An 18,543-nucleotide genomic window follows, 5' to 3' on the forward strand; every position below is an offset into this window, starting at 1 on the left:
GAGCCCTTAGGGAAAGTAAAAGGAATAAATTTAAAAGTTAATACGAAAACTTATATTAGAGCTAATGCGAGTGCTTATAAATAAACTCGTGAAAGTTCTCGTAGAAGAGCTAGGTCAAAGTCAGTCACAAGTGCTTAAGAGGCTACATCAATAACGATTTTGCCCATAGCCTTGCCGCTTGCTAGGCGCGCATGTGCATCACCTGCTTGCTCAAGGGTAAACGTCTCGCTATCTAATACTGGAGTTAACGCGCCTGCATCAACAATATCTGTAATAGTGCGTAATATCGCGCCGTGATTTTCACGTTTGTAGTTGTGGATCATAGGGATAAGCATGAACACAACGTGTAAGCTTAGCCCTTTAAAGTGAACGGGACTCAAATCAGTTTCGACCAATGATACCGTCGTTGAAACTTGGCCACATAATTTTGCTGCTTCAAAAGAGTTAGGCAAGTTACCGCCACCAACAGAATCATAAATCACATCGAAACCAGCACCATCAGTATGCTTAGCAACATAATCAGCCACTTTTTCAGAACGGTAATCAATATAAGTTGCACCAAGCTTCTCAATAAGTGCAGCTTGCTCATCCGAGCCGCCAGTAGCAAACACAGTAGCGCCCATATGACGTGCCATTTGAACCGCTAAATGGCCAACGCCACCTGCTCCACCATGCACTAGTACGGTTTGATCTTTTGCTGTTTGCGCGCGAGTTAAGCCCTCATACGCAGTAATGCCAACCAAAGGTAAAGCAGCCGCTTCACGCATCGACAATGATTTAGGCTTAGGTGCAATAAGACGAACATCGGCTAACATTAATTCAGCTAAGGCACCTTGCAAGTCGGCTAAACCACCCGCGCAACCATAAACTTCATCACCTACGCTAAAGTTATCTACGCCTTCTCCAACGGCTTCAACTGTACCGGCGAAATCCATACCCAATACACCGCCTGGTAACTTAGGAGAAAATGGTAGGTCTTGCCCCATTTCACGTATCATGGTGTCTACTGTGTTCACGCTGGTTGCTGCTATACGCACAATAACGTGACCCGCTTTAATTTGTGGCGCGTCTATGTCAGCCGCGGTAAATACTTCAGGACCACCAAATTCATTAATAACCATTGCTTTCATGTGAGTTCGCCTCGTTGCGTTAAGTTCGAGACTAATAATAGACACTAGCCAGGCATATGATAATTGGGTTATAAACACATACAGTTTTTAGATTTTATTGATAATCAATTATGAACATCGATCACCTTAAGCTTTTTGTACGTATTGCCAACACCAACAATATCAGTGTAGCTGGTCGTGAACTGAATGTTTCCCCTGCCGTGGCCAGTGCCCATATCAATAAATTGGAAGAGAATTTAGGGGTACGGCTTATTCATCGAACCACACGAAAAGTGTCTTTAACCGATGAGGGAAAATTATTTTTACCTCATGCCGAAGAAGTGTTATCAAGTATTGAAACCGCACAGGCTGCTGTTGGGGTTGGCTCGCAAACGCCTCAGGGCACACTGCGAGTAACCGCGCCAGCTTCTTTTGGTCGCTTACACTTAGTACCTGCAATGGAAGAATTTTTAGCGTCTTACCCACAGCTCAATATCGATTTTCGTTTCAGTGATAGTATTTTAGACTTGATAGAAGGCGGGTTCGATATAGCAATTCGAGATGCGGTATTAAAAGACTCTAATCTACACGCCAGAAAACTGGCTGATGACAAGCGAATTATTGTAGCGTCACCGGACTATATCAAGAAGTATGGCGAGCCGAAAACCCCGCAAGAAATAACTGAACATGCTGCTGTGAATCTTATAGGGTTGGAAACATGGGAGTTTAACACCCCACAAGGCGTAGTATCGATAAAGCCTAAAACCCGAATTCGTATGGATAACGGTGAAGCGGTGCGCGATGCAGCTATTGGTGGCAATGGCTTAACACTTACCGCCACCTGGTGCAGCTACCCATATCTTCAAAGCGGACAACTGGTTCAAGTATTAAACGATTACCCATTAACGGCGCAGTGTGCACTGTGGGCAGTATATCCAAGCAACCGTTTATTGGCCCCCAAAGTGCGCGCCTTTATCGACTTTTTAAAAGAAAGGTACAGTGGCGAACCCTACTGGGATAAAGCGCTACGAGAAGCGGGGCTCTCATAAAAAATAACCAGAAAATAAAAAACCACAGTATCTACACTGTGGTTTTTTTAAACACGATGGAAGTGTTTCTAGCCTTTGTAAATAGCGAAGGGCTTAAAGCTTAGACGTTAACGACTAGATGCTTTTGCCTACCATGCGTCTTAGTGTGCCATCTTTGTCCATAATATGGTGCTTTAACGCGCCGGCCACGTGGAGTACAACGGCTCCAATCAATACATACCCTAAATAATGGTGCACTGTGCCGCCAAGTTTTGAAAGCTCGTAGTTAATGGGTAATGTTTTTTCGGGGTCTTCTACACTGAAATTCTGTGCGAACACTTCTAATCCAAAAACAGATAATCCATGACCACCGAGTACCGATGTCATTAATCCAGAAATAGGCATTAACAACGTGCTAAGAATAAGAACCCAGTGAATTACTTTTGCCACCCCGTGAACTAACGCAGAGTAGTCTCCTGCCGAAGTGGGCCAACCATTCTTTAAACGCCACGCCGCCCTTGCTAATGCAAGAAATAGCACGATAAACCCGAAGGCTTTATGCCAACTGAAAACCCAGTAAGCGTTCTCTTCTACCATATAGACGCCAGAAGCCAGCATGCCAATAATCATTAACCCAACAAGCCAATGTAGAAATATGGTTGTAGGTGAAAACTTTTGATGTGAATCGTACTGCATAGAGCCCTCTTTACGCTTGGTCTTGTAATATTTATTTAATCAGCATGCATTTTGCTCACAACATTAATTATGGAACAAACCAAATAACTGCATAAAAACTGAGAGTAGGTTCATATTAACCGAAAAAAATAAATTAGCACGTGAGAGTAGGCATAAAATGGGTGTATACGCCTACTTCACGGCTCCACCGCCCATTTTTAACTTACGATGCAAACCAATTTAGAAGAGTTAACTAGTGTGACTAGCTACAATAGATTCAATCACGTTAACTAATTGCTCTCTATTTGATGAGTTTTCACCAAATGGATGTGCAGGCGCAAACTGATTGTTGTCATTATCGAAATATTCACCTTTCACGTTAGCAAACCTATCACTAAGCGCAGCTTCCACAAATATCTTCGCACCAATTGCTAAATCGCCACCGGCTACCCCATAGGCTTCCTTCACCATTTTACTTCCAAGCAACGATTTAGGGTTAACAGATACAAACAATGGCCCTGTTGCCTCATATTTTTCGGCAAAAAAGCGTGTCCACATGGTAATAGCAAGCTTACTTTGTGCGTATGCCATGCCATCACTCATAGAAGGACCTTGACTTAGCAGGTCAAAATTAACGGGAGCTTGGGCTGCAGATGACACGTTTACTACTCGCCCATCACTTGGCATAAGTGGCAACAAACGTTTGGTAATGATGAACGGCGCAATCGTATTTACCATGAAACGTACGTCTAAGCCTGCGTTTGTTACAATTGCGGGAGAATGAAACACTCCAGCATTATTAATGATGACGTCTATAGCTGAAAAAGCCTCTACCACTCGATTGACAAAATTATCTACTGCTTTAAAGTCGCTCAAATCTGCCACGAACCCAGTAACCTGTACTGCAGGATAATCGGCACCTAGCATTTGCTCTACATGCTTTAATTTGTCGGCGCTTCTTCCGTGAATGATCAAATTGTGCCCTTCGTGCGCTAATAATTTAACGGTTTCAAGACCAATGCCGTCGGTCGCGCCTGTTACTAATATTGTTTTCATCCGTTCATTCCCTCTTTGTTCAAAATAGTTTGATGACTAAAGTCGTCAAAATGGAAATGCGGTAAGACCATTTCCGACAGTTTCTGTAACGTTTCTTCAACGGGGCTGCGATTAAATCTAAGGTTTAGCGCTACGTGGTTAACGCCACTATCTCGCAAGACTAAAAGGTAATCTAATAAACTGTTTACCCCGCAGCGAACACCTAAATGTATTGGTGATACCGGTGAATTATCGTTTGCGTCTATATCTATATAAAGCGGTTGCATTACCGGCTTGCTTCGTTTGGTAAAGGTATTCACACGTGAGCGATAACTATCGACCACGTGAGCTTGAATTTTTGGGCTTCTGGGGTAAGTAATTAACCCGTCTAGATGCTCTGCTCCCCAATTAGGCGATTGTTGAGAGCCCCCTGTGATCATCATAGGAAAGCGATCTTTGTGTGGCTTGGGCAGTAAATCCAAGGTGCCATTTACATGACCAAAGCTATTGTTGATTTGACCGTACCCCTGCATCATTCGTTTAATATATTCCACACTCTCGCGAAAGCGTTCGCCCCTGTCATCAAACCCTCGGTTAATGGCAGGGTATTCTTCAGGTCTGTCTCCTGAGGCCACACCTAACACTAAACGGCCGCCGCTGAGTACATCGATACTTGCCGCAGCCTTAGCAACCTGTGCGGCATGGCGCTGGGGAAGTACTAAGGATGCTACACCCAGCGTAATTGTTTTAGTTAACCCTGCAAGCACGCCAAGATACACAAATGGGTCGTATACCTGCCCTGCATCGCCAAAGTTTGGTACATTAAATAAAACATCTCTTATCCACACGGCCTTGAAGCCTAAGTCTTCTGCAAGTTTCACTCTTTCTATATGATCTTGCATAGTGGGAACAGGCCCATATGGGTAAGACTCGATTGGCACAACTAAACCTATCGACATACGGCCATTGTTAAAGACATTGCGAAAACCGTTATTAATGTTCGCAAAATTAAGCTCGTTTGACTCGGTACTCATATAGGCTGCTAGGGTCTGAAAAACTGTTAGGAGGAGACTACCTTCCTACAGCATGAATGATAATTAAGCATTTTAAGAATTAGTTTCAACAAAACATTGATAATGTGCTTACCAAATGTGATTCACTTATATCTATAACGTAATATTTCTAAAAACTCTCTAGCCAGCGTTTTAAATTGTTTATAGACTGCAGGCATAATAATGAAAATGCGACAGGTATAGGGTTGGCAGGGTGATATCACCGTTAGTTCAACATGAATACACAGTTTAGTTTTATAGGGTTCTCAAGTTAATGTCTCAACAAAAAGTAGGTTTAGTGGGCTGGCGCGGTATGGTTGGCTCAGTGTTAATGCAGCGCATGCAAGAAGAGCAAGATTTTGCGCACATTGAACCCACATTTTTTACCACTTCTCAAAAAGGCCTTCCTGCGCCAGACTTTGCAGGTGCTAACGCAGGTGTACTAGAAGACGCCTTCGATATTCAAGCGTTAGCTAAGCAAGATATTATTATTACCTGCCAAGGCGGTGACTACACCAAAGAAGTGTACGCTTCACTGCGCGATACGGGCTGGAATGGATACTGGATAGACGCAGCGTCTGCGCTTCGAATGAAAGACGATGCGGTCATTATTTTAGACCCTGTAAACCGAAAAGAAATTGATGCTGGCGTAGAAAATGGCATTCGCACTTTCGTAGGTGGAAATTGCACGGTATCGCTAATGTTGTTAGCACTAGGCGGCTTGTTCGAGAAAGACTTGGTTGAATGGGCTTCACCCATGACTTACCAAGCTGCTTCGGGTTCAGGTGCTAAGCATATGCGTGAACTTATTAGCCAGATGGGCGCCATCCACGCAAATGTTAAAGCAAATTTAGACAATCCAGCATCTGCTATTTTAGACATCGACAAGCAAGTTGCTGAATTTATCAGAAGTGATGATTACCCTTCTGAGCAATTCGGAGTGCCTTTAGCGGGAAGTCTAATTCCTTACATTGATTCGCAGTTGCCATCTGGGCAAAGCCGTGAAGAATGGAAAGCACAAGCTGAAGCCAACAAAATTATGGGCTTGTCTGACCAACCTATTCCAATTGACGGAATTTGCGTGCGTGTAGGCGCTATGCGTTGTCACAGCCAGGCTATCACAATCAAGTTAAAACAAGACTTGCCAGTTGAAGAGATTGAGCAAATTCTTGCGCAGCACAACGAATGGGTGAAAGTGGTGCCTAACGACCGTGATGCCACCATGCAAGAACTCACGCCAGCGAAGGTGACGGGGACATTGTCTATTCCTGTAGGTCGAATTCGTAAATTGACGATGGGGCCTGAGTATATTTCAGCCTTCACCGTTGGCGATCAATTACTATGGGGTGCTGCAGAGCCGCTTCGTAGAATGTTGCGTATTGTTCTTGGTAAGGCTTAATCAGCCAGAGCTGAAATTCCAACGATTTAAACGCCGCAATAGATAACTATCAGAGCCCAGCTTTTCTAAGCTGGGCTTTTTTATGCAGGGCGCTTGTTCAGTTATATTATTGAGTTTTTGTTCAGGGGCTTTCTATACCAGCCAAATTATGTACCCGTGCTTCAATTTCTTTTAAGATCGCTATTCCTTTTCAGACCACACGGCGAACTCATTACCGCCAGGTTCAATGAAGTGAAACCGGCAGCCCCCTGGAAACTCAAAAATAGGCTTATTCACGTCGCCACCAGCGCCCTCTACCTTGCTCAACGTTTGCTTAATATCAGCACTGTAAAAAACTAATAACGCGCCGCCATTTTCTGTAATGCTAGCATGCTCAGCTTTAAAAAAGCCCCCGTCCAATCCTTGGTTAGCAAACGCCGTGTACTCAGGCCCGTAATCGGTAAATACCCAACCAAATACGGTTTCAAAAAAGCGTTTAGTACTGCTGATATCCAATGTACCAAACTCAACATAGTTTAGCTTTTCATGTGTTGCCATGGTTTTTCCTCATCTATTCAGGTAGATATGGTGAATACTGTAGTGTTAGCAGCTAATATTCCGTATTATTAATGCGTCAATGTATATCATCTCCAATAATATAAAAGCTACATGGAAGTATTTAATGCAAGCTCCTGATTATTCGAACTACAGCCTTGCCGAACTTGAAGATGTGTTAGCCAACATCGACAAAGAGCAATATCCCGATAGAGTGTCAGCCGTGCTCAAGGAAATAGCCTTGAGACAACCCTTAACAAGTAAAACCGAAACGTCTCAGCATCAAGATAGTTCCCACCTTCAAAATACTGCCACTCACAGCCCAGCATTCGTGAAAAATAAATACGATGACGAAGCATTGCATGCAAATTGGCTAATTCGTTTTTGGAAAGGCCAAGTATCGTTACCTATCAGTTATTGGGTGGTTGGCATTTTAATAACACTTGGTGCACTTGCGCTAAGCTCATTTGTTGAACTTAAAATAGAAAGTGCATCATCGCGAGCTGAGCTTGGTGTATACATGATGCTTTTGTACGTGGTGTTAACACCCGTGGTTATCTGGCAATCGATTGGCGTAATTCGCTCTGCCATCCGTCACCCTCATCGCGGTGGCTCTGCTGGTTGGGCAACAATGGCGATAATAATGACAGTAATAGGAATGATAAATTTCACTGTAGATTTCTATCGGTCAGGGGTACCCATCATTACTGAAAGTGTCTCTTTAATTGGCGCTGAATCCACTTATCCACCAACCAAGTTTAGGGTTTTAAATAAGGGCACCGAGCTAGAACTTTATGGCGGTATAGAAATTGGCTCCGAACTACTGCTGCTAGATGTACTGAAACAGAATGAAAACATAACAACAATACACTTACACAGCATTGGCGGAAGACTTATTGGCGCGACTCGTCTTGCTGCTTTAGTCAAAGAATATGGACTTAACACATTTGTGAAAACCTCTTGTTCTTCGGCATGCACTATTGTGTATTTAGCGGGAAAAGAAAGGCTATTGGGTGAAGACGGCGTGTTGGAGTTTCACGCTCCCGCATTAGGCGGCAAGTCTATGCATGACAACACAGAGTTAAGTTCCGCCTTTGACCAAGCGTATAAAGATGCCGATGTTCCGAATTGGTTTGCGAAAAAAATCCGAAATACGCCGAATACTGAACTTTGGGCTCCTTCTCACAAAGAACTTTTACGAGCAGGTATTGTCAGTAAAGTAGTGGACAGTAGCGCCTACGGGTTCAGTGGCTATGAAGACGAAAGCGAAATAAACACGCAAGCAGTAGAATCTGGTTTATTGACTCATGCCTACTTGGTTGCCATGAAAGAAAAAGATCCAGATACCTACTATCGAATTGTCGCTATAAATGAAGAGGGTTTACGGGAAGGCGCTTCTATTAATGCTATTGCAACCCGAGCACGAGCGGTGTTTGAAGCAAGAATTACTCATTATATCGCCCATGGTAGTGATGCCGACATCGTTGATTATTGGCATGTGATGATAAAACAAATGCAAGAACTTCAAGGGCAATATCCCCTTGCCTGCGCCGCATTTGTGTATCCCGATGAGGTGCCACTAGAACACCATGCCGGAAATGAAGCTCAGCTATCGAGCGAAGTAAAGGCACTTGAGCTTGAGGTTTTGGCAAAGCTTATTGCTCATCAGCAGCTAAGCCCCTCTTTGTATTCTGATGAGGAAAGTGATGACATGATCACGAATTTAGTTAAAGACATGAAGGATAGCAGTAAGGCACATTTTGAGGTGGTAGCAGCGCCTGAAGATTTTCTTGAATCTCCAGATATCATGTGTGGCGCTGCCATAGAAATTCAGCAGCGATTCATCGATTTTGAAATCCAAAAGGCCGCTAAATTACTAAGAACAATTAGTGCTCGGTAATTAATTTATATATCAGTAGCTAATAGCTACATCTACAACGGATTAAAAGATGAAAAAGTTATGGCTTGTTCTTGGCTTCTTAGTACTCACAGGGTGCTCGTCTAAGCTTGCATACAATAACCTCGATTGGCTTATTTATTGGTACATGGACGATTATGTAGAGCTTAACGATTCACAAGAAGCTATTTTCGATATTAAGCTTGAAGGGTGGATTGATTGGCACAGAGAAGAACAGTTGGCTTTATATTTGGCCCAACTAGAGCAGATTACCGAAGAGATAAAACAAGATAAGTTAAACAAAGCTGTCATTGCCAATCATCTAAATCAGGCTAATGAACACGTAATGACCTTACGTTCAAAACTAGCGCCTGAGTTAGCAGAACTCGCTTCCCGCTTAAGCGACGACCAAGTTATTTATTTGTTTGCTGCCATCCAAAAAGAAAATGACGAAGAGCAAGAAGAGCTTCATGAGTACGACTCAATGTCTGAAAGTGAAAGGCTTGAAAAGTTAATTGAGAATTTTGAGGAAGGTTTTGAAGAAAATTTGGGTGATTTGACTGATGAGCAAAAAGCCATGGTGGCGAACGCCGCTCCTCACTTTGCCCGTACCCGTGGAAACTGGCTTGAATACCGAATAACCATGCAGGATGAAGCCCGCCGACTATTTGCAAGCAAGCAAAACACAGAAGCATTTCAGCAGAAGCTGACCCATCTACTGACTCACCCCGATGACTACCGCACCGAAGAATACTTAGCGCGCAGAAAGGCAAACCGAGAAGCTTATTTGTCTTTGGCCGATGAATTGGTTAAAACAATGACCGCTAAACAAAAGTCACACTTGTTGAAAAGGCTTAACAAGATTATTGACGACATTAAGGATCTTCAAGACGATTAATAACGATAGGCTAGTTAACTGCTATCGCGTGTTGTAATGCGGCTGCACTTAACATAGGCGACCCATCATTTGCACTTTCAGCCGCTTTAATAAGTTTTAAAATTGCGGTGTTGGCGGGGGTGCTCACGTGATGGGCTTCACCTAACGCAACAATTTCGCCATTGAGATAATCAACCTCTGTTTTTCTATTCAGCGCTAAATCTTCATACATAGATGAGCGTGCCTGAGGGTCAATTTTTAACGTGGCAGCAGCCACTTTTTCAAACAAGAAGTTAGGCAATGACATAATGTAAGGCATAAGCTTAGGGATGACCTTCCCTGTTTTAGCCGGCTCAATACCAGCCGCTTTCATTGTCGCTAATGCCTCTTTTAAGACTACCGCCATCACCTTTCGATAGGCACTGTCATTCAACTGCTCAAGCAACGGACTACCAGAAAGTGCATTAACGGCGTTATTCAAGTTCATAAGCAGCTTGCCCCACTGCACGCTGGTTAAATCCTTAAACACCTTCACCGGTAAATTAGCCATTTCGAGCAGGCCCACTAGGTCTTTCGCTTGTCCTGATTTATCCTCAATACACAAATCGCCTTCCGTGCCACAATGAAAATGCCCGTCGCCCTGCCCCAGCACGTTAAATGGAACCATGCCTTTCATGACCGTATAATTCGGTAAGCATTCTGATAGCACTCGTCCGTTTCTTACGCCGTTTTGAAAGCTGATGACAACCGGATTATCCTTCAACGGATCGCTAATTTCATATTGCGCAATAAGCGAAGCGGCCTCTTGAGTATCACCACTTTTTACGCACACTAAAATGTAATCAGCGCGCGCCATTACCTCGGCACTTTCAGTAAAATTAACGTCGGCCGGTTTAATTTTTGTATTCCTGCCGCGCCAATCGGTTAACGTTAAGCCGTCATTCGCAATTTGATCTTTAAGCCTTGCACGGCCAATTAAGGTGACATTCGCGCCAATAGACAGCAAACAACCTCCTAAATAACATCCGATACTCCCAGCGCCCAATATGACGATATTCGCTTTGTTTGCTGTTTCTATCTTGCTCATGATTAACCTGCTGCCAGATTTAAATACAACTAAATACTACAATATCACGCGATAGATAAACGTTATCACCTAGCTTACTGAAGACGTTTCTTTACTTTTTAAATGCGCAATCTCATGTTTAACCGTAAAGCCGATTAGCACAATGGCACAAATACACCCACCAGTAAGAAGTATAAACCCGCCATTCCAACCAAAATAATCGACGGTAAAACCTAAGGCAATGTTGGCGATAACAGCACCACCAAGGTACCCAAACAGCCCTGTTAACCCGGCTGCCGTACCTGCGGCTTTCTTCGGTACTAACTCTAACGCGTATAACCCTATTAACATAACGGGCCCATAGATTAAAAAGCCAATAGCCATTAGTGCAGCCATATCTACAGAGGGATTTCCGGCAGGATTAAACCAATACACAAGTACTGCAATCAGCACTAACACCATGTACAAAATTGCTGCTGGCGAACGACGCCCTTTAAACCATTTGTCGCTGATGTAACCGCATAACAGCGTACCTGGAATGCCCGCCCACTCATACAGAAAGTACGCCCATGAACTATGTTCGAAGGAAAAGTCTTTTACCTCTGACAAATAAGTCGGCGCCCAATCTAAAACGCCATACCGAATGAGATAGACAAACGCATTTGCAATAGCGATAAACCACAAGAGTTTGTTGTTTAATACGTAGGTAACAAAAATTTCTTTAGCACTGAGTTCTTGCTCATGCTTTTCTTCATAATCGAGGGGATAGTCATTGCGATGTTCTTCAATGGGCGGCAAACCGCAGCTTTGCGGTGTATCTCGTAAAGTTACAAATACAAAACCAGCAATTAATGCGGCGAAAGTTGCGGGTACATAAAAAGCGCTGTGCCAATCATTAAACCACGCCATTCCCAAAATAAATAAGGGGCCAATGAGTCCGCCGCCAACGTTATGCGCTATATTCCAAACTGAAACAACTTGCCCACGCTCATTTCCAGAGTACCAATGCACTATGGTTCGACCGCAAGCGGGCCACCCCATGCCTTGCACCCAGCCGTTAACGAATAACAGCAGAAAAATAATCGCGATGCTTTGCGTTGCCCATGGAACAAAACCAAAAATAAACATGACCAAGGAAGACAGTAGTAACCCTGTCATTAGAAAGTATCTAGGATTGCTTCTATCAGAAACATTTCCCATTAAAAATTTACTTAACCCGTAAGCAATAGAAACCGCAGACAGTGCAAAACCCAACTCGCCTTTTGTGAAGCCTTGTTCTTCAATTAAATAAGGCATGGCCAGTGAGAAGTTCTTTCTTACCAGGTAGTAACCCGCATAGCCCACAAAGATACTTAGGAATATTTGCCATCTAAGCTTTTTGTAAACTGGATCTATATCTTGCTCGGGCAACCGAGTTTTATGTACTGCAGGTTTAAAAAATCCAATCATAAAAGCTTCCAACTATCTGGCGAATCAACTATTTTTTTGTGGCTGTATTCTGCTTTTAGAAAGTTAATAAAACAAGCATATATCTGAATTAATCATTGAGGGGTCGGAAAGTCGCTACTACATAACATTCGTTCGGTAATAAGATTAAATTTCAATCATGATTTTCATGTTGTAGGTTTATCAGCCATGGAAGGGCAGATTGCAAAGCAATGCATCAGCGAAACAGAGAACAACCAAGTTAAATTTATTAGACTAAAGTCTGAATTTTGAATGCGCCGGCGGTTAATTCCGCTAAATTCAAGACATGGCGTTTTATCTTTGCTAATTTGCGAGGAGTGAATTTAGTTCGTTGGTGTTAGCTCAATCCTAGCAGTCACCTAACAAGACGTAAGATAATACTGTGCTATCCATTACCCAATTTTTTCTTAGAGTTTTAGCAATCGTAAGCCTTTCTGCCTTTAGCTATATGGCGTGTGCCGATGTACTGGCCGAACTTGAATCGTTAGATTCAAGGGTTAATACCGAAATCCCTATGCCCATTGGCGAAGTAATATCGAAGCTAGAAACACGATTACTCAACTCCAACTTTACGTCGCTTGAAAAAACTAAAATCGCGGCCAGATACGTTCAACTAAAACTCAAATTACATCACACTGCCCCCGATGATGTGATGACTATTCTTGAATCTTTGGTCTCTGAAACGAGCGATGGGTTAATAATAAAGTTGGGGCTGGCCAGAATGGTTGGCATTAATGCCAATTATGACCGGTCTTATCAGATGTTCGGTGAAGTCATTCAATCTCCCGCTGCCAGCCCGACTGTTAAGGCTATGGCGATTGCGTATCTCATCCTTTCATATAATGAAGGGCAAGTTTTTGCTTCAAGCGTTAATTTATTAAACACCCTAAACGAACTGGTTCATGAGAATAACCTTGCCTATGCTAAAGCTCTTTATCACTATATGGCCGCAGATTATTACCACTCAGTAAAGTCGTTCGATATAGCCTTTGAGTACTACGAGAAATCCTTAGCAGAGGCAAAATCGTTAAAAGAATGGCCGCTTGTTAGTGACAACCTTTATGCCATTGGTATTTTGTTTAGAAATATGGGCAACTACGACAAAGCAATTACCTATTTTGAACAGACCATAGAATCCGACACTAAGATAGACATTAATTATGCCGAATACATTGCTCTATATGGCATGGCGTCTACCTATTTTCGCACTGACAATATTGAAGAAGCGTTGAAACTGGCTGACACAGTCACCTCTCACCCACTTACTACTTCTTTTTACGATAGCGAAATTTACAGATTAAAAGCGAAGGCGTTGATGGAACGCGGACGTTTAAGCGAGGCAAGAGTGGCGCTTGATCAGTCTCGCAGCACCTATGATGATTACCGCGTAGGTGAAAAAACCACATGGCGGGCCGAACTTGAAAAGCTCGCATCACAAATTACCGCTAAAGAAGGTGATTTTGAAACGGCGTACAAAGAATACCAAACCTACCATAACGAATATCTTGAAGCTAAAAAATACGAAGATTTAGAGCTGATAGAAAGTGCAAATTTGGTTTATGAAATACAGCAACAAAAAGAAAAAACGACGTTACTAGAAAAAGAAAATCTTGTCATTTCAGAGCTACTTAAGGCTAAAGAAGACACCCAGCAAACGCAAAAACTCTTCACTCGATGGCTGGTGATTTTTATTGTATTAGCACTTGTTACATTGGTTATTATTTTAATTTTGCTAAAAAAGGCGCGCAAGACTAATGCCCTCTACATATCAGCGAAGGAAAAAGCCGAACTTCATAGCAGGCTTAAAACAGAGTTTATTTCAAACATAAGTCACGAAATCAGAACCCCGTTGAACGCCATCATTGGTTTTGGGCAAGTGCTAACAGACAAGTTAGAAGATAGACAAACTAAAAAGCTAACAAGCCAAATTGTTAACTCATCTGAAATGCTTCTGCAGCTTATTAATGACTTGCTCGATTTCTCTAAAATTGAAGCAGGCAAGCTAGCCCTAGATTACGGCCCTTATAACTTACGTCAAAGCATACGAAAGCTACTTGATATATTCCACGCGCAGGCAAGCAATAAGGGGTTAACCATTAAGCTAAATATCGACAAAAATCTTCCAAAAGAAATGATTTTTGATGAACTTAGGCTCAAACAAGTGCTTGCCAACCTAATTAGCAATGCGATCAAATTTTCAAGCGCAGGGGATATAGAAATAGGCATAAAAGTTAAACAGAAAGACGACACCCACTGCCTATTCGACGTATGGGTACAGGACAACGGTATTGGTATTAGCAAGTCTCAACAAGAAAACTTGTTTCAGCCATTCATTCAAGCTGAAAGCTCAACCGCACGAAAGTATGGTGGTTCAGGGCTAGGTTTGAACATTTGCAACAAACTATTAGAGCAAATGAATTCTAAACTTCATGTGGATAGCGACATGGGCAAAGGTGCCCGCTTTTACTTTACGTTAGAATTGAGTCATTCAATCGGTGACGAATACATCCACAATCAAGAAGCCACGCAGTTAATTACACAGTTCCAAAAAACACGGGTGCTTTTGGCCGAAGACAATGACATAAACGTTGAAGTTATAACCGCAATGCTAAATTCCACAAACCTACAAATACTTCGTGTTGCCAACGGAAACGATGCTATTCACAAGTTATCTCAACAGTCGTTTGATGCTATTTTAATGGATATTCAAATGCCAGAGATGGATGGATACGAGGCCACTCGGGTTATACGCCATCAAATGAATGGCACCTTGCCTATTATCGCCTTAACAGCGAACGCTATGCAGCAGGACATAGATGCTTGTTTAAATGCAGGCATGGACGACCATGTTAGCAAGCCAATAAGAAAAGAAAAGTTGCTTGAAGTGTTAGATAAATACCTCAACGCTTAAAAACGCAGTTATCTCGTCTTATACATCACCACTTTTTTGCTGTCCGCTTACGTGCCATGCCACAAGTAATCTAATAACGCACAAGGGTTCTGGTTTCAATACTCTTACGAGGTTTGGTTACAGCAGTATCGCCTTCCATATCTAGCGCACTATGTGCCAAGTGAGGCCTTCCACGATTATCGTAAATATTAAAGATAATCGCTTCTTCGGGTGTCATTTCTGATTGATAGAACCACTCGTGCCCTTTGTTTTCTGCCACCCCTAAAATTTGCCCTTTACGGTCGGGGTATTCTAACTCTATGTTCATCCAATCGTCTGCTTCCATCGAACGAGGGCAAATAAACCCTAAGGGAGAAGAAGGAATTTTATATTCCACTGGGCGCCAAACATTTACAAAGCCAAAATGCTCTTGCTGAAATTCTTGCGCCCTTTGCACACCCAAAATATCAACCAAACGCTTTCCCACCCCACCTTCACTGTAATCATTGTGAACATTGCGGGCGGGTCTTCGCGTAGCAATTGGGTCGTCAATTCGTACTGTGTGGTCGAAAACAATCACTTCTTTTGCTTTTATCTGCTGCTGCAGAATGGCTGTAAGCTCACTTTCATAATCGCTCGCCCACGCTCTAGATTCATCAAACGCATGTACCTTGGTTGGTGCGTTTATGAAAGTGATCCCATCTTCATCGAAATTCACTGAACACGTTTTTTTTCGTATATCAGTAACAGGCACTTTGGCTGAAATTAACTCTGGCGAAATCAAATTCCCAACAATGCCATCCACATCGAAATGAAATGCCTGAACTTCGTTAGTTTTGACATGATAGTGCACTGTGGCTGTGGCTGTGGTCATATAAAAGCACTCCTTAAAAACGGAAAACAGCTGAGATTTCCCCGATGCGAGGGAATATAGTTTTTTAAGGGCGATAGATAAATGGGATGCAGGTATAAACAGAATTCTGAAAATATAGATAATAATCAATCACAGTGGCTGATAAACCACTTGATCTCAACCATGACTGATGACAGTGACCGCTTTAAGGCAGCGCTTTTGGAAGGATTTAACTAGTCTTTACATTTCCTCAATGGCGAGCGTTGCGAGTTTACTTTATGATCTTTACATTACTAGCATGTCTGCTTTTTTCATCGATATTCAGTCAGCGAGAAGCTGCTCGCATGACGATTTTTTTTTAAGTGGGAAGGATCAACATCAATGTGGAATCTACGATGCCTATGTGTACTTGTAGCGCTTATTATACCGAGTGTGGCCTTTGCCCATCATGGAAGTAGTGGGCAATTCGAAACTAATAAAACAATTGAGTTGTCTGGCGACATTACTCGGGTACGGTTAGTAAACCCTCATGCCTATGTCTATTTCGATGTTACGAACGACGATGGCAGTATGACTAATATGCGTTGTGAACTGCAATCTGGCTCATTACTTAAACGTAGAGGTTGGAACACTGAACAATTCAAAATTGGTAGTGCTATTACCCTATTAGGCTCTCCAGACAGGAACGACCCGACTACCTGTTATATGCAGCAAATTACTTTTGAAAATGGAATAACAGCCACCCGCAATAGTGTATTTAACGATGATGGTAGTTTGGTGGTCAGTGATGACGATAACGCTTCATCACAAACTCAAAGTGAAATTGTTGAACAACGCCCTATTATTCGCACAGACGGTACACCTAACATTGAAGGAAACTGGGCAATGGTGCGAAGAGAAGGCAGCAGGCCTGGCGGTGGCGGCTCTTTTGCACAGTTAACCGAAGCTGGTGCTTTGGCGGTTGAAGGGGCTACTCAAGATGAAAATCCAAGATACCAATGTAAACCCACGAATATCATCATGGATTGGTGGTTTGATCTTATGGTTAATAAGATTGAGCAATCAAGCACCCAAATAAACTTAACTTACGGCTTTATGAGCCTTGAGCGCACGATTTACCTAGATGGCACCGTAATGCCCTCAAATTACGAAGCTAATCGCGCAGGGTTTTCAACCGGTGTGTGGGAAGGAAATACATTAGTGGTAACCACTACGGGGTTTGATGAAGGATGGTTGATGGCCCCCATGGGTGGCATCCCTGGAGGCAACGCCCGCCCTCCTCGTCCTGAAGGCGCGCCCGATGGAAAAAGTGGCCCACCAGGAGGCCCTAGGGGCAATGGTGGCCCACCCTCACCGGCTAAAAACAGCAGTGAGCTCGTGATTGTGGAACGCTTCTCTCTAAACGAAGACGGTACGGTATTAAAGCGTGAATATACCATTACCGACCCGCTTTATCTTAAAGCACCGATGACAGGTTCAGATGAAGTAACCTTTACACAAGACAGCTATCAGCCCTATGACTGTGACGACCTTACTGCCGAACGAGGCTCAGGCAATCTTGACCCCAGCGCCACAACACCTGACAACGAAGCTACAGGTAACGGAGTTTCGGGTGATGGCGTTTCAAAAAGCGGAGATTTAAAAAGCGGCAACGTAATCAGTCAATCTGTAATGAGCACGCTTTACAAGCTTGAAGATTCAAAGGTAGGTCAAACCATATCAAGTACACAGTGGGGCTACCCTATTGTGCTGTCCTTACACGCAATAGGCATGGCTACCATGGTGGGCATAGCGTTAATGTTAACCCTTCGCGTGCTAGGCTTCGCTTCAGTCATTCCGGTTACTGCAATGGCAAGCTACTGGAATGTTGCTTTAGTTGGGTTTGGCATCAATTTAGTTTCAGGGATGGCGCTATTTTGTGGAAATGCATCAGAGCTTTATTTCAACTGGGCATTTCGCATTAAAATTCTATTGGTTATTGCTGGCCTTGTACTTACTTGGCGGTTAGTCGCCATTTGTATTAAACAGGCTGATATTGTGTCGACTAAGCACAAAAAGCTTTCCGCTATTGCCATGGTCAGTTGGGTGGCCGCTATAATTGCTGGCCGTTTAATTGGCTATATGTCTTAAGGAGGTTACCTATGAATTCATTACTTTCGTGGGTTATCGACACCCTTAATGCTAGCCCTGTCAGCGGTTTTGTTATGGACAATGCCGTCGTGTTCCCAGTCTTAGAAATGGCACATTTTTTAGGGCTATGTTTACTTTTTGGTTCGCTGCTTGTAGTTGATTTACGAATGGTGGGCTTTGCTAAGGCAGTGCCTATCAAGCAGGTAGACGTGTTTTTACGTTGGGCGTTAATCGGTTTCGCTATCAATATGATTTCGGGTTTGCTTTTTGTTATAGGCGACTCTGACAGATACCTTGTGAATATTGCGTTTGGGGCAAAAATGGCCTGCATTGTATTGGCGGGCATTAACACCTTGTACTTTATAAAATGTATTAAACCGCAAATGGCTAGTATGCCCTTGTCTGCTCGTGCCTTAAATACACCAGCTCAATTAGGTAAAAATGCCTATGTGGTAGCCTGGTTGTCACTGTTATTGTGGACCTGCGTTATTATTTTAGGGCGCTTCATCCCTTATGTGGAAACTCCCTAAT

General features: G+C 43.0%; 15 protein-coding genes. 7 read left to right on the forward strand and 8 right to left on the reverse strand.

Annotated features, from left to right (window positions below; all coding sequences use genetic code 11):
• Nucleotides 1-134 precede the first annotated feature (134 nt).
• Complete coding sequence (locus AV939_RS08640) at nucleotides 135-1,130, reverse strand: zinc-dependent alcohol dehydrogenase family protein (RefSeq protein WP_057792900.1); 996 nt, start codon at nucleotides 1,128-1,130, stop codon at nucleotides 135-137.
• A gap of 110 nt (nucleotides 1,131-1,240) precedes the next feature.
• Between AV939_RS08640 and AV939_RS08645 the strand changes: the two genes are divergently transcribed.
• Nucleotides 1,241-2,158 (forward strand): LysR family transcriptional regulator, encoded by a 918-nt coding sequence (locus tag AV939_RS08645; RefSeq protein ID WP_061997574.1) that lies wholly within the window; start codon nucleotides 1,241-1,243, stop codon nucleotides 2,156-2,158.
• A gap of 114 nt (nucleotides 2,159-2,272) precedes the next feature.
• Here the strand turns inward: AV939_RS08645 and AV939_RS08650 are convergent, their stop codons facing one another.
• From AV939_RS08650 to AV939_RS08660, 3 genes are all read right to left on the reverse strand, one after another.
• A complete protein-coding gene (locus AV939_RS08650; RefSeq protein WP_061997575.1) occupies nucleotides 2,273-2,833 on the reverse strand; it encodes a cytochrome b in 561 nt (186 codons plus the stop codon).
• Nucleotides 2,834-3,061: 228 nt separating this feature from the next.
• Nucleotides 3,062-3,868, reverse strand: a complete 807-nt coding sequence (locus AV939_RS08655) for an SDR family NAD(P)-dependent oxidoreductase (RefSeq protein WP_061997576.1) — start codon at nucleotides 3,866-3,868, stop codon at nucleotides 3,062-3,064.
• Complete coding sequence (locus AV939_RS08660) at nucleotides 3,865-4,881, reverse strand: LLM class oxidoreductase (RefSeq protein ID WP_061997577.1); 1,017 nt, start codon at nucleotides 4,879-4,881, stop codon at nucleotides 3,865-3,867. Before AV939_RS08660 ends, AV939_RS08655 begins: the two co-directional genes overlap by 4 nt.
• Before the next feature lie 292 nt (nucleotides 4,882-5,173).
• Here AV939_RS08660 and asd point away from each other — a divergent pair, with 292 nt between their 5' ends.
• Entirely contained in the window at nucleotides 5,174-6,298 is a 1,125-nt protein-coding gene (asd, locus tag AV939_RS08665) for an aspartate-semialdehyde dehydrogenase (protein ID WP_061997578.1), read from the forward strand.
• 180 nt (nucleotides 6,299-6,478) lie between these two features.
• Here the strand turns inward: asd and AV939_RS08670 are convergent, their stop codons facing one another.
• A complete protein-coding gene (locus tag AV939_RS08670) occupies nucleotides 6,479-6,835 on the reverse strand; it encodes a VOC family protein (protein ID WP_057792911.1) in 357 nt (118 codons plus the stop codon).
• A gap of 124 nt (nucleotides 6,836-6,959) precedes the next feature.
• On the opposite strand from AV939_RS08670, the gene AV939_RS08675 reads away from it, so the two are divergent.
• A complete protein-coding gene (locus AV939_RS08675; RefSeq protein ID WP_061997579.1) occupies nucleotides 6,960-8,732 on the forward strand; it encodes a hypothetical protein in 1,773 nt (590 codons plus the stop codon).
• A gap of 49 nt (nucleotides 8,733-8,781) precedes the next feature.
• Nucleotides 8,782-9,627, forward strand: a complete 846-nt coding sequence (locus AV939_RS08680; protein WP_057792915.1) for a DUF6279 family lipoprotein — start codon at nucleotides 8,782-8,784, stop codon at nucleotides 9,625-9,627.
• Nucleotides 9,628-9,637: 10 nt separating this feature from the next.
• On the opposite strand, the gene AV939_RS08685 is transcribed toward AV939_RS08680, so the two are convergent.
• Both AV939_RS08685 and glpT read right to left on the reverse strand, forming a co-directional pair.
• Nucleotides 9,638-10,693, reverse strand: coding sequence for a 2-dehydropantoate 2-reductase (locus tag AV939_RS08685; RefSeq protein ID WP_061997580.1), 1,056 nt, complete (start codon nucleotides 10,691-10,693; stop codon nucleotides 9,638-9,640).
• 69 nt (nucleotides 10,694-10,762) lie between these two features.
• Complete coding sequence (gene glpT / locus AV939_RS08690) at nucleotides 10,763-12,121, reverse strand: glycerol-3-phosphate transporter (protein WP_061997581.1); 1,359 nt, start codon at nucleotides 12,119-12,121, stop codon at nucleotides 10,763-10,765.
• Between the two features lie 400 nt (nucleotides 12,122-12,521).
• On the opposite strand from glpT, the gene AV939_RS08695 reads away from it, so the two are divergent.
• The gene (locus AV939_RS08695) at nucleotides 12,522-15,050 is read left to right on the forward strand and encodes a hybrid sensor histidine kinase/response regulator (RefSeq protein ID WP_231751181.1); all 2,529 of its coding nucleotides are present in this window, start codon (nucleotides 12,522-12,524) and stop codon (nucleotides 15,048-15,050) included.
• A gap of 70 nt (nucleotides 15,051-15,120) precedes the next feature.
• On the opposite strand, the gene AV939_RS08700 is transcribed toward AV939_RS08695, so the two are convergent.
• The gene (locus tag AV939_RS08700) at nucleotides 15,121-15,903 is read right to left on the reverse strand and encodes a CmcJ/NvfI family oxidoreductase (RefSeq protein WP_057792921.1); all 783 of its coding nucleotides are present in this window, start codon (nucleotides 15,901-15,903) and stop codon (nucleotides 15,121-15,123) included.
• 360 nt (nucleotides 15,904-16,263) lie between these two features.
• On the opposite strand from AV939_RS08700, the gene AV939_RS08705 reads away from it, so the two are divergent.
• Nucleotides 16,264-18,012, forward strand: coding sequence for a DUF6152 family protein (locus AV939_RS08705; RefSeq protein ID WP_057792923.1), 1,749 nt, complete (start codon nucleotides 16,264-16,266; stop codon nucleotides 18,010-18,012).
• Between the two features lie 11 nt (nucleotides 18,013-18,023).
• Nucleotides 18,024-18,542 carry a hypothetical protein gene (locus AV939_RS08710; protein ID WP_057792925.1) on the forward strand — a complete coding sequence of 173 codons (519 nt, stop codon included), beginning with the start codon at nucleotides 18,024-18,026 and terminating at the stop codon, nucleotides 18,540-18,542.
• The last annotated feature ends 1 nt before the right edge of the window (nucleotide 18,543 follow it).

The organism is Alteromonas sp. Mac1, from assembly GCF_001562125.1.
In the GTDB taxonomy this organism is placed as follows: Bacteria; Pseudomonadota; Gammaproteobacteria; order Enterobacterales; family Alteromonadaceae; genus Alteromonas; species Alteromonas stellipolaris.

Bases quoted from the DNA above. Each gene is read 5' to 3' on its own strand.
- AV939_RS08640 (WP_057792900.1), bottom strand. From the start codon at position 1,130: ATGAAAGCAATGGTTATTAATGAATTTGGTGGTCCTGAAGTATTTACC.
- AV939_RS08670 (WP_057792911.1), bottom strand. From the start codon at position 6,835: ATGGCAACACATGAAAAGCTAAACTATGTTGAGTTTGGTACATTGGAT.
- AV939_RS08680 (WP_057792915.1), top strand. From the start codon at position 8,782: ATGAAAAAGTTATGGCTTGTTCTTGGCTTCTTAGTACTCACAGGGTGC.
- AV939_RS08660 (WP_061997577.1), bottom strand. From the start codon at position 4,881: ATGAGTACCGAGTCAAACGAGCTTAATTTTGCGAACATTAATAACGGT.
- AV939_RS08650 (WP_061997575.1), bottom strand. From the start codon at position 2,833: ATGCAGTACGATTCACATCAAAAGTTTTCACCTACAACCATATTTCTA.
- asd (WP_061997578.1), top strand. From the start codon at position 5,174: ATGTCTCAACAAAAAGTAGGTTTAGTGGGCTGGCGCGGTATGGTTGGC.
- AV939_RS08705 (WP_057792923.1), top strand. From the start codon at position 16,264: ATGTGGAATCTACGATGCCTATGTGTACTTGTAGCGCTTATTATACCG.
- AV939_RS08645 (WP_061997574.1), top strand. From the start codon at position 1,241: ATGAACATCGATCACCTTAAGCTTTTTGTACGTATTGCCAACACCAAC.
- AV939_RS08685 (WP_061997580.1), bottom strand. From the start codon at position 10,693: ATGAGCAAGATAGAAACAGCAAACAAAGCGAATATCGTCATATTGGGC.
- AV939_RS08700 (WP_057792921.1), bottom strand. From the start codon at position 15,903: ATGACCACAGCCACAGCCACAGTGCACTATCATGTCAAAACTAACGAA.
- AV939_RS08675 (WP_061997579.1), top strand. From the start codon at position 6,960: ATGCAAGCTCCTGATTATTCGAACTACAGCCTTGCCGAACTTGAAGAT.
- glpT (WP_061997581.1), bottom strand. From the start codon at position 12,121: ATGATTGGATTTTTTAAACCTGCAGTACATAAAACTCGGTTGCCCGAG.
- AV939_RS08710 (WP_057792925.1), top strand. From the start codon at position 18,024: ATGAATTCATTACTTTCGTGGGTTATCGACACCCTTAATGCTAGCCCT.
- AV939_RS08655 (WP_061997576.1), bottom strand. From the start codon at position 3,868: ATGAAAACAATATTAGTAACAGGCGCGACCGACGGCATTGGTCTTGAA.